Annotated in this window: 8 protein-coding genes; 1 reads left to right on the forward strand and 7 read right to left on the reverse strand. The window is 59.4% G+C overall.

Going from position 1 to position 11,627, the window contains the following annotated elements; translation table 11 throughout:
• Position 1: 1 nt before the first annotated feature.
• The 7 genes from alaS to JL2886_RS01155 all read right to left on the reverse strand — a co-directional run bounded on the left by alaS (position 2) and on the right by JL2886_RS01155 (position 10,580).
• Positions 2-2,653, reverse strand: a complete 2,652-nt coding sequence (alaS, locus tag JL2886_RS01125) for an alanine--tRNA ligase (RefSeq protein WP_065270334.1) — start codon at positions 2,651-2,653, stop codon at positions 2-4.
• A 146-nt stretch (positions 2,654-2,799) separates the two neighbouring features.
• Complete coding sequence (recA, locus tag JL2886_RS01130; protein ID WP_065270335.1) at positions 2,800-3,867, reverse strand: recombinase RecA; 1,068 nt, start codon at positions 3,865-3,867, stop codon at positions 2,800-2,802.
• Between the two features lie 351 nt (positions 3,868-4,218).
• Positions 4,219-6,318 carry an NAD-dependent epimerase/dehydratase family protein gene (locus JL2886_RS01135; RefSeq protein WP_065270336.1) on the reverse strand — a complete coding sequence of 700 codons (2,100 nt, stop codon included), beginning with the start codon at positions 6,316-6,318 and terminating at the stop codon, positions 4,219-4,221.
• An 11-nt stretch (positions 6,319-6,329) separates the two neighbouring features.
• The gene (locus JL2886_RS01140) at positions 6,330-7,289 is read right to left on the reverse strand and encodes a glycosyltransferase (RefSeq protein ID WP_065270337.1); all 960 of its coding nucleotides are present in this window, start codon (positions 7,287-7,289) and stop codon (positions 6,330-6,332) included.
• Positions 7,286-8,500: a glycosyltransferase family 4 protein gene (locus JL2886_RS01145; protein ID WP_065270338.1), complete on the reverse strand. Its 1,215-nt coding sequence runs from the start codon at positions 8,498-8,500 to the stop codon at positions 7,286-7,288. The genes JL2886_RS01140 and JL2886_RS01145 overlap by 4 nt, the downstream gene beginning before the upstream one ends.
• Entirely contained in the window at positions 8,497-9,468 is a 972-nt protein-coding gene (locus JL2886_RS01150) for an NAD-dependent epimerase/dehydratase family protein (RefSeq protein ID WP_065270339.1), read from the reverse strand. Before JL2886_RS01150 ends, JL2886_RS01145 begins: the two co-directional genes overlap by 4 nt.
• Positions 9,456-10,580, reverse strand: coding sequence for a Gfo/Idh/MocA family protein (locus tag JL2886_RS01155; protein ID WP_082995959.1), 1,125 nt, complete (start codon positions 10,578-10,580; stop codon positions 9,456-9,458). Before JL2886_RS01155 ends, JL2886_RS01150 begins: the two co-directional genes overlap by 13 nt.
• A gap of 433 nt (positions 10,581-11,013) precedes the next feature.
• On the opposite strand from JL2886_RS01155, the gene JL2886_RS01160 reads away from it, so the two are divergent.
• A complete protein-coding gene (locus tag JL2886_RS01160) occupies positions 11,014-11,610 on the forward strand; it encodes a gamma-glutamyl kinase (RefSeq protein WP_065270340.1) in 597 nt (198 codons plus the stop codon).
• Positions 11,611-11,627: the final 17 nt, after the last annotated feature.

The following is an 11,627-nucleotide window of genomic DNA, read 5'->3' on the forward strand; positions in this document are numbered from 1 at the left end:
ATTATCCCTCCAAAAGTTTTTCTGCAGCCGCAATGGCCGCTTCGGCCCCGGCAAAATCCTTGCCGCCGCCCTGCGCCATATCGGGACGGCCACCGCCGCCCTTACCGCCAACAGCAGGCACAGCAGCCTTCAGCACATCCACCGCGGACACCTGACCAGTCAGATCATCGGTAACCCCGGCGGCGACTGCGACCTTACCGTCGTCGTTGGCGATCAGCAGGATCACACCAGAACCGAGTTTCTGTTTATGCGCATCAATGAGCCCGCGCAGATCCTTACCCGACACGCCTTCCAGCGCCTGACCGAGGAAGGTCTTGCCGCCGATCTCTTTGGTCTCGACACTACCGGACGCACCGCCACCCATAGCGACTTGCTGTTTCAGCTGCGATACCTCGTTCTGCAGCGCCTTGCGCTCGTCCATCAGCGCCTTGATGCGGTCGATGACATCGGAAGGCTGTGCCTTGAGCATCGCTGCCACATCCGCCATCCGGCCCGCCTCGGCCTCCAGATATTCAGAGGCTGCAGCGCCGGTCAGCGCCTCGATGCGTCGCACGCCAGCCGAGGATGCGCTGTCGCCAAGGATGACGAAGGAACCGATATCACCGGTCTGCTTCACATGTGTCCCGCCGCAGAGTTCGATGGAATAGGTCTGTTTGTCGTGACCCTTGCCGGTTGCTGCGCGCCCCATGGAGACGACACGAACCTCGTCGCCGTATTTCTCACCAAACAGCGCCTGCGCGCCCAGGGCACGAGCATCATCCGGCGTCATGATCCGGGTCTCCACCGGGGTGTTCTGGCGAATATAGGTGTTCACGTCTTTTGAAACCTGGGTCAGCTCCTCGGCGCTCAGCGCCTTCCCGTGGCTGAAGTCAAAGCGCAGACGATCCTCAGCGTTGAGCGAGCCGCGCTGTGCCACGTGATCGCCAAGCGCCTCCCGCAGGGCCTCGTGCAGCAGGTGCGTGGCGGAGTGATTGGCACGAATGGCGCTGCGGCGGGTGTGATCCACTACCAGTTGCGCGGGTGCATTGACCGTCACGATCCCATCGGTCACTTCGCAGAAGTGGATAAAGACATCGGCAGCTTTCTTGGTGTCCGTGACGCGCAGGGCGCCACCTTCGAGACGGATTTCACCGCTGTCTCCGACCTGACCACCGGATTCGGCATAGAACGGCGTCTGGTTCAGGATAAGCTGAACGCTGTCGCCCTTACCCGCCTCACGCACGATCTCGCCATCCTTGACGATGGCCTGGATCTGGCCTTCGGCGCTTTCGGTTTCATAGCCGAGGAAATCGGTGGCGCCATGTTCATCGGCAATATCGAACCATAGGGTGCTGTCGGCACTTTCGCCCGAGCCGGACCATGCGGCACGCGCCTTGGCCTTTTGCGCCGCCATGGCAGTATCGAAGCCGTCGGTGTCGACTTCACGCCCCTTTTCGCGCAGGGCGTCCTGTGTCAGGTCCAGCGGGAAGCCATAGGTATCATAAAGCTTGAAAGCAGCCTCACCCGGCAGGGGTGCGTCCTCGTCCAGTCCGGACAGTTCATCATCCAGCAGCTTCAGACCGCGGTCCAGCGTCTGTTTGAAACGGTTTTCCTCCAGGTGCAGCGTTTCCTGGATCAGTGCCTGCGCGCGGCCCAGTTCAGGATAGGCGGCGCCCATCTGCTGCACCAGGGCCGGAACCAGTTGGTGCATCACCGGATCCTTGGCGCCCAGCAGGTGCGCGTGGCGCATGGCGCGGCGCATGATGCGGCGCAGCACATAGCCGCGCCCATCGTTGGAAGGCATCACGCCATCAGCAATCAGGAAAGAGGTAGAGCGCAGGTGGTCCGCGATCACCCGGTGGTGCACGTTCTGATCGCCATAAGGATCAACGTTGGTGACATCGGCCGAGGCTTCGATCAGCGCCTTGAACAAGTCGGTGTCATAGTTGTCATGGCTACCCTGCAGCAGCGCACCGATACGCTCAAGCCCCATGCCGGTGTCGATGGACTGCATGTCCAGCGCCTTCATCGAGCCGTCTTCGAACTGTTCGTTCTGCATGAAAACGACGTTCCAGATCTCGATGAAACGGTCGCCATCTTCATCAGCGCTGCCCGGAGGGCCGCCCCAGATGTGATCACCGTGATCGTAGAAGATCTCGGTACACGGACCGCAGGGCCCGGTCGGCCCCATTTGCCAGAAGTTGTCCGACGTATCGATGCGGATGATCCGGTCCTCGGGCACGCCGACCTTTTTCCAGATTTCAAAGGCTTCGTCGTCGGTATGATAGACGGTGGTCAGCAGACGGCTCTTGTCGATACCGAATTCCTTGGTGATCAACTCCCAGGCAAAGGGGATCGCCTCTTTCTTGAAGTAGTCCCCAAAGGAGAAGTTGCCCAGCATTTCAAAGAACGTGTGGTGGCGCGCGGTATAGCCAACGTTGTCGAGGTCGTTGTGCTTGCCGCCCGCACGCACACATTTCTGCGCGGTGGTGGCACGTTTGTAATCACGATGCTCGACCCCGGTAAAAAGGTTCTTGAACTGGACCATGCCCGAGTTGGTGAACATCAGGGTGGGATCGTTGCGGGGCACAAGCGGACCGGATTCCACGATTTCGTGGCCTTGCTTGGCAAAGTAGTTCAGGAAGGTGGAGCGGATGTCGTTCAGCGTCGCCATATGCGGGATCCCTTTTCGGGCTTTGTCAGGGTTTCAGGCAGGTTTAGCCCCAGAGCGCAGCCCTGTCCACTGCCCGCCGAAACGAAAAAGGGCGCAACCTGCGTTGCGCCCCATTTCATATTGGATCGGATCACATCCGGGCGCCCTCAGGCCTCCAGAATGTCATCGTCACCGCCGCCGTCGGGGCGGTCAAAGTCGAGCCCATGCGCCGCGCGGATCTTGTCTTCGATATCATAGGCGATTTCCGCATGTTCCCGCAGGAACTGTTTCGCGTTTTCACGGCCCTGCCCGATCCGTTCATCTCCGTAAGAGAACCATGCGCCGGATTTGTTGACCACACCGGCGGCCACACCCAGATCGAGCAATTCACCCATCTTGGAGATGCCTTCGCCATACATGATGTCGAATTCCACCTGTTTGAAAGGCGGCGCCACCTTGTTCTTGACGACCTTGACGCGGGTTGCGTTGCCGACAACCTCATCCCGATCCTTGATCGAGCCGATGCGGCGGATATCAAGGCGGACCGAAGAGTAGAATTTCAGCGCGTTACCGCCAGTTGTCGTTTCGGGCGAGCCGAACATCACGCCGATTTTCATGCGGATCTGGTTGATGAAGATCACCATGCATTTCGAGCGGCTGATGGACCCGGTCAGCTTGCGCATGGCCTGGCTCATCAGACGGGCCTGCACGCCAACACTGGAATCACCCATGTCGCCTTCAAGTTCGGATTTGGGTGTCAGTGCCGCCACCGAATCCACGATCACCATGTTGACCGCACCAGACCGCACCAGCGTATCAGTGATTTCCAGCGCCTGTTCGCCGGTATCGGGTTGCGAAATCAGCAGCTCGTCCAGATCGACGCCCAGCTTGGCCGCGTATTGGGGATCCAGCGCATGTTCCGCATCGACAAAGGCGCAGACGCCGCCCTTTTTCTGCTGTTCGGCCACGCAATGCAGCGTCAGTGTCGTTTTACCGGAGCTTTCCGGGCCATAAATCTCAACAATTCGGCCCATTGGCAGGCCGCCGATCCCCAGCGCGATATCCAGCCCCAGAGACCCGGTCGAACTGGCTTCGATCTCCTGGATCGCCTTGCCGTCGCCCAGCTTCATGATCGAGCCCTTGCCGAACTGCCGCTCAATCTGGGCAAGCGCGCTGTCCAGCGCCTTTTGCTTGTCACCGCTCTCTTTGTTTTTCATGGTCAACAGATCCGCCATAATCCCTAATCCCCTTCTATGTGTCATACCCGTGGGGTTGCGGCAATCACTTGCTTTGTTCGCCTCTTGTTCCTTATGAGATCAAAACGGGAACATTGCAAGTAAAACTTCCGAGAAGGCGTAGAGAACCGGCAGAGGAACCGCTGTGTCTAGATCTGAGACTGCCCCTGGCCAGACGAAGTTGGCAAAGGGAAGCGCCCGCCACGCGCACTAGAACCGCCCCCCTCAGGCACAGGCAAAGGCAAAGGATCAGATGCAGTCTTTAAAACGATGCGGACAGACTGCAGGGAGCTTCTAAATAATTCTGACTTCAGGCAAGGCGGGGGGAAACAGAGGCCCCTTCCCCTCGGATCAAAACCCAAACAAGTTCGCATTGGCTATGGCTTTCTCAACGAACACCGCACGGTCGGTTTCCGGTTTCCAGCCGAGTACCTGTTTTGGCTTTTCATTGCTGAATGGCGAATAATGTGCTCGGCTTTTCCAATCTGCGAGGCTGGGTCGGATTACGCCGGATCGGCGCAGAGCATATTTCTTGAGCGCATATTTGACCGCATCCGACGCGTAGAATGCATACAGGTTGCCGGAGTTCACGCGGATTCTGGCGCCGAGCGCGGTCTCGATGGCGTCAAAATAGTTACGCGCGGAAAGCATCGGCTCACCGATGAGATTGAAACTCTGCCCTTCGACCGGGGCATCCATCATCCGGACAAGTCCATCTGCAATATCTTCGTTCAGGACGAAGGGCAGGATATTGCGCCCGTGCCCCCAAATGCGAACCGCCCCGGCACCGTGCCAGCGACCGATCCCCCAGTGCTGGAGCGGTCCGCCTGGCCCGACGACGATGCCGGGACGGGCAATTGTAACAGGCAGCCCGCGCTCGCGGTGGAGCTTCATCAGCTGCTTTTCGCATTCTGCCTTGGACCGCGCATAGAGATTGCGGTCGGTCAGATCCTCTGCAAATCCCGTCTCTTCGGTGATGGTTTGTCCTGGGTTCGACATGTCATAGCTTGCGATGGTGCCAGTGTAGATCAACCGTTTGACATCTGCCATTTGGCAGGCTTCGGCGATGCGTGTCGCAACCCCCACGTCGTTGATCAGGCAATCCTCCCATGTGTTTTCGAGCGCCTTTGCTAAATTGAACACCACCTCGATCCCCTGCATTGCTGCGGTCAATGCCTCCAGATCGTGTAGCGAGGCGCTCACGGTTTCCACCTGGTCGGGAAGATCAGGAAACGGGCCAGAGCGGCTGCGTGACAGGACCCGCACATCGCGGCCGTCGGCGACAATGCGCCGTGTCAGTGCTCGGCCGATGAAACCGGTTCCGCCGATCACCATGACGCTTGGCTTTGGTTTTCTGGTTTGAACGGCAGGTGCGGCGGCACGCAAAACCTTTTCGGGCAATAGAGCGATAGCATCGTCGATCGCCTGCATGACCTCAACCGCGGTTTCGCCAGCATAAGGCTTTGCATGCGCCGCGCCGGGACCCGCTGCATAAAGGGCCGCATTCATGCCAAGAAAGCTGCGCCCGTATGGGTTTTTGGTGTTGAGTGACGCAGTCTGAACCGCCGCGTTCCCTATCCCCTGCCACAGGTGCTGGCGGGACAGGTCCAGTTGTCTACGCAGCGGGTTGGCCACCAAGTCTGATGTGTTTTCCCGCTCAACAACAAGCACGTCCTGCGCATAGTCCAGCCGCGCCCGCGCGCTGGATCCGCGGAGCGTCACGCTTCGGTTGTCGGTTGTTTCGACCATGGCAAGGGTAAAGGTGATCTGCACGAGGCCAGCCCGCGCAAGGATCCGGAAGCCCTGCGGGCGCATATCCTCTCCAGGCAAGGCGACGGGCCATTCCGCCTCGGCATGCTGCACCTCGACAGGACCAAAAAGATCATGCGCAAAGGCAAAAAGATGCGGCCCTAGTTCAAGCAGGAGGTTTTTTGGCTCGCGCAAAAGCCAAAGATTATAAGGCCCAGAGCGGAGCGGTGCGAGCGGCAACGCCCAACTGATGTCACAGCCAGACACCCGTCCGTAGGCCCCAGCGCGCATGTCCTTTTTCATCTTTTGATAGGAGGGAAGACCCAGAAAGTTGTGCCCGGCGCAAAACCGCTTGCCTGCTTTGGTGGCTGCCGCCTCGATCTCGCGGGTCTCGGCCGCTGATTCAGCAACCGGTTTTTCAACCAACACATCGAGCCCGCCTTCAAGGCACTTGATGGCCAGCGCCCGGTGCAGATGCGGCGGGGTCAGGATATGCACGGCGTCGCAGCTACCAGAAGCGATCAGATCATCGACAGAGGTAAAGACCTGCGCACCATATCGTCCTGCGAACCCTTTGGCCGCGGTTTCATTGACATCGCAGACTGCCGCGATCCGCACATTCGGCGTCGCCTTGAGGGCGTCCGCATGCCAGGTGGCAATATATCCGGCGCCAATCAGGCCTATGCGGGTTTCGCTCGCCATGGAATGTTCCTTTACTTGTACTCGATGATGCGCATGTCGCGCCCGGTTAGGCGGCGCAGGTGAAATTGCACCATGCCGATCAGGTTCGGAAATTTTGATAGGGTCAGCAGAAAGCCAAGGTATCTTGCCTTGGTGAGCGGAATGCCATCCCCGCGCAATCCCGCCGTTGAGCGTGCCCAATTGAGCGCATAGACCGCCAGAATGGGCAGGCTGAACGGCCACCACGCCGCAGCCGCAGTGATTGCGAAGAGCGGTAGCGCAAGGGCGTAAACATAGGCGCGCCTGCATTCTGTGGTGAAATAGTCAGGATGAAGATGATGCACCTGCGCAAAGCCGTGGCCGGTGCGCACCGCCCGCGTCCACCACTGACCAAACCGCAGCATATCAGCATCATGACGTGTCATGTCACTGGGTATGCGCCAGAGGGTATGGCCGGATTTGCGAAAACGGCAGCAGATCTCATCGTCTTCGGCAGCGATCACTTGCGGGTTCATACCGCCCACGGCCTGCCATAGCGCAGCACGAACCATCATATCGCCCCCGCAGGCCATGATTTCGCCCGGCGGACGATGCCATTCCCAATCACAGAAAAGGTTATAGGGGCTGGCCTCCGGATGGATCTCGGAGCGCCAGCCGGTTACCATACCGACCTCGGGATGATCGTTCAGATAATCGCGCGCGGCCTCTACGAACCCGGATACCAGAACACAGTCGCCATCGATGAACAGGACAAGCTCGGGCTCCTCCAGCGCGTCAAACCCCGCGTTTCGCGCACGCGCCGCGGTGAAGGGGATCGACATATCCAGCTCCACCACTTTGGCGTTGCGCTTGCGAGCCTCGTGAAGGCTGTCATCGTCTGAGCCGCTGTCCACATAGACAATGTGCCGAGCCTGCCCCTGGACCGAGTCGAGGCATGCAATCAGACGCGCGCCCTCGTTGCGCCCGATGAGAACGATATCGACCGGCGTCATGGACGCTTCTCCAGAACGGGGCTGCCGCTTGCATAGCTGGTAAACAGGCGGGACAGGCGGGCGGCTTCGGTATGAATGTTGAAATCGTCGGACACCTTTGCACGGCCCGCCAGCCCCATGTCCTGCCGGGCCTTGCTGTCCGCCAACATATGGTCCAGGGCCGCGCGCAGCTCTTGCGGATCGCCGGGCGGTACCAGCAGCCCGCTGGTGGCGTGATCCACCAGTTCCGGTATTCCTGCAATCCTTGTTGCAACAACCGGCACCTCCGAGGCCATTGCCTCCATCAATACCACGGGCACCCCTTCGGCAAAGCTGGGCAGGACAAAGACGTCGGTGCTCGAGAGCGCTTCTGCGACTTCGGATTGCGAACGGTAACCCAGAAAATCGACATTTAGCCCCTGTGCCTGCGCCTCAAGCGCGACGCGATCCGGACCGTCTCCGATCACCGTCAGTTTCCAGTCGCCAGAGCGGTCCCGCAACGCATCAAGCAGAATTGGCAGACCCTTGACCGCCGCGAGCCGCCCGACGAAGAGCAGGTTTGCCCCCTTGTGAGGCGCAGAAGTGTAGCGCCCCGGGTCAATGCCGCAATGAATGATATGAAAGCGCGCCCAATGGGATTGATCGGCAAAACACATCAGCTGTGATCGGCAGAATTCGCTGATGCAGGCAACAAAGCGCGCCCGCGCGGCCTTTTCATCGATCCGCCAATGGTTCGGATTGAAAAAGATGTCCGGCCCGTGGATCGTGAAACTGTAGGGGATGCCCGACAGTTCCGAGGCCAGCATTGCCACAGTGCAAGCGGCAGTGGCGATGTGATTGTGCAGGTGATCGACCTCCTGTCGGCGCAGCTCATCCGCCAAGACCCCCGCCTCAAGGAAGTAGATCAGGTTATAGAGGCGCCCCTTTACCCCTCGGGGCGCCGTTTTCCAGGCCAGTCGCAAGGCAGCGAGATAACGGCCGGGATTTCGCATCCAGCGCAGATGCGCGCGCAGCAGGCGCAGGGGCTTTTTACAGGCGCCAAGTACCTTGAAGGTCAAGGCATGCTCCTGGCGCTGCTCTGGACCCACTAGGTGCTCGGCCCCCGTGGTGCGGATCGAGCAGGTCAGGACATCATGACCCAGCGCCCGCAACGCCGCGACTTCACGCTGGATAAAGGTATCCGAAGCGCGCGGGTACTCTCCGGTCAGATAGGCAAGCTTCGGCAATGTCATGGCTCACCTGCGATGCTCTGTGCCATCATCTCTTCGAATGGGGCGTGATCCTTGCCACCCAATGTGGCCCGCAAGGCCGCGTTGGGATAGCGCAGCGGCATCAGCCGTGCGCGAATAATCGGTTCCTGAAACAACCCCGGCAGCCCCGCTGATATCGGCCGCAACAGGCGCGCCAGCTTCAGCCAAACGTCATAGGTGATGGGAAGGACGAACTTCGGCCAGCCAGTCAGAGTTTTGTGCACCGACACAAACCGCCTCCGGTCAGGTAGATCATCGTCCACCACATTGATCGACACCGTTCCCTTTGGTTCCTTTTGCGCCGCCCGGATCAGGGTTTCGCCAAGGTGATCAACATGAACCAAAGGCAAGGCGCCGTCCTTGCCGATCTGCACGAAAACCTTTGATGCCCAGAACCCCAGTAAAGCGTTCCACGTTCGTCCGGCCCCCCAAACCGCACCGGGCCGGATCAGCCAGGCATCGGGCATAACCTCTTGGACCAGCGCTTCCTGTGTGAGCTTTGCCTTAGAATAGGCATCACGGGCTTTCTGGGCGGTTGTGAGAGCGCAGGTTTCGTTCAGAGCGTCACCGGAGGCAAGCGCCGCCGTATCGTAGACCGCAATGGAAGATACAAGCACGAACGTGCCGCGCCAGTTTTCCAGCGCAGAAAGCAGAGCTTGCGTCCCCCCCAAGGTCACACGGTCGTGCGCCGCCGCATCATCACCCAGATGCGCTGCGGCATGGATGATTGCACCGGCCTCGCTGACAAGTGGGGTCAGCTGTTCGGTGGCATCTGCCGCAGTTAGATCCAGCTTTACCGCAGTGATGCCGAGATCATCCTCCCACGCGGCGTGCGGCAGGCCGCGGTATAGCGCGATCACCTCGATCCCCTGATCGCGGGCGGCGCGCAGGGCAGCGGAGCCGACAAAGCCGCTCGCGCCGGTGATCAGGATACGGTTCACTGCGCCCATGGCATCGGCTCCATCGCATCGCAGCGGGTTGTCATGGTCTGGGCTCCGCTGAACTCGCCTGCGTTCTGGATGGCCAGCGTGACTTCGGTCAGGTGCAGGGCGAAATCACCGGACAGCCGCCCCGGGCGTCCTTCAGCAAGCGCGGATAGCATTTCGTCGGGGCCAAGCATGAAATTCATCGCCGCAGCCCCCCATTTCCTAACCTTGGGATGGGTTGGCTGCTTGAGCCGGATCCGCTTCTTCAACGGCGATTCCATCAGGCGCCGCCTTAGTTTGATACGCCGTGCGAACCGGATTTTCGCATCATTGTCCCAGGCTTCATCGCAGCTCAGCACGCCTGCGTCGCCGACGATCTGGATCTGGTGGTTGTGCGGCGCAACAAAGGAACAGGTCAGTCGCGTGACCGGGCCGTTCTCGAAAAACAGGGTCGCCACCGACAGATCCGGTGCATGCGGTCCGTGCCCCTCCTTGCCCGGAACAGCCTCGGCGCTGGCGGCAACTACCGTGCGGACCGCTCCGAACCAGCTGATCAGCCAGGCCAGGTAATAGCCTGCGTGTTCGAGCGTACAGCCAACCCGGAATTCATCCTCATAAGGCCAAGGCGCGCCGCTCTCCGTCTGCCATTTGTGGTATTCGGCCTGGGTGATGAAGCCGTCATCCAGCTCGGCATAGATAGCGCGCGGAGTGCCTGCGGTATTGTTGCGAAGAGCCTGACCAAGAGTTTGCGCCGCTTCCCCCAGGACCGAGCAAGGGGCCGAAGCGATCTGCAAGCCGCGGCTAATGGCAAGATCCACCAGTTCTTTGGCCTCAGGAAAGGTCGTCGCCAGGGGTTTTTCGGAATATACCGGGTGGCCCGCACCCAGACAGGCGCGGCTGGTTTCAAAGTGGGATCCTGGATTTGTCAGGTTGAGAACGAGCGCGCCCGGCGCGCTTTGCAACAATGCTTCAAACGTTGGTGCAAGCGGCAGGTTCCAGTAGCTGCAGAAGTGTTTGAGCCGTTGTTTGTCGGTATCAAACACGCCCGCGATCTCGATCCCCGGCATAACCGCCAAGGACCGCATATAAAGGTCGGCCACAAAGCCGCAGCCAAGCACCAGAAGCCGCTGTTTCACGCCCCTGCCCCCGATAAGAAAAACCCGCAAGAACGGGACACACCTGCCAAACTTTCAAGGAGCACTAATAAGACCTGCCTTTTCCCACGACATCTGCCTATTTTACAAAAATGGCCAGAATTCGGCGAGACTTCGAATTCTGAATGATGGGCAAAAATGCCGCGCTTCCGCAACGTTCGATGTCGCTTTGCGCTATTTCAGAGCGGAGAATTTACCATCTCTTCCCGCTTTCCAGACCGAAAATCAGGTGCTTTGCAGCATTGCCTCAATAGCGAAGGCCTCCACGAGGTATTAAGCTGACCACGCGAATTGCACTGCACTCTACCGCATCAAAGCTCTCGCGGCGCTTTTGTTGTCCTTTGAATGGAAGAATTGTGACACGTGCAATCTGATAGTATGTCTTAGATTGATGTCCTTTCGGAGCCCCGTGGCAATGCTTGTATTTTATGACGAACGGCTGGTTCTTCTTTCGGTTCCGAAAACCGGCACTACGGCCTATCAGGCTGCGCTGCGGGATCGTGCTGATTTCGTGGTCTCCGATCCGCCGCAGCTGAAACATGCCCCTGTGTTCCGCTATAACCGCTGGTTCCGGCCGATGTTCGAACGGGTCTGCGGTGTTGAGCTGGAGCTGGCCGCCGTGATGCGTGAGCCGATCAGCTGGCTGGGCAGCTGGTACCGGTTTCGTCAACGGCCGTTTCTGGATGGGTCCCCGAATTCGACCAAAGGGATCAGTTTCGACGATTTCGTCCGAGCCTATTGCAAAGGCGATGTGCCGAAATTTGCCGATGTGGGAAGTCAGGCTAAGTTCCTGGAGCCACAGCGTAATGGCTGCGCAGTGACGCATCTGTTCAGATATGAAGACCAGTCCGCGCTCACAGCCTTTCTGGAGGAACGGCTTGATATGAAGATCGCAACCGACCGCCAGAACGTCAGCCCCGCCATGGATCTGGCACTAGATCCCAAGGTCGAAGCCATCCTGCGGCGTAAGCGTGCGGCGGATTTCGAACTCTACGACAGCATCGGCGACTAACGCCGACGCCTTTCGTC

Source organism: Phaeobacter gallaeciensis, assembly GCF_001678945.1.
GTDB classification, from domain to species: Bacteria; Pseudomonadota; Alphaproteobacteria; order Rhodobacterales; family Rhodobacteraceae; genus Phycobacter; species Phycobacter gallaeciensis_A.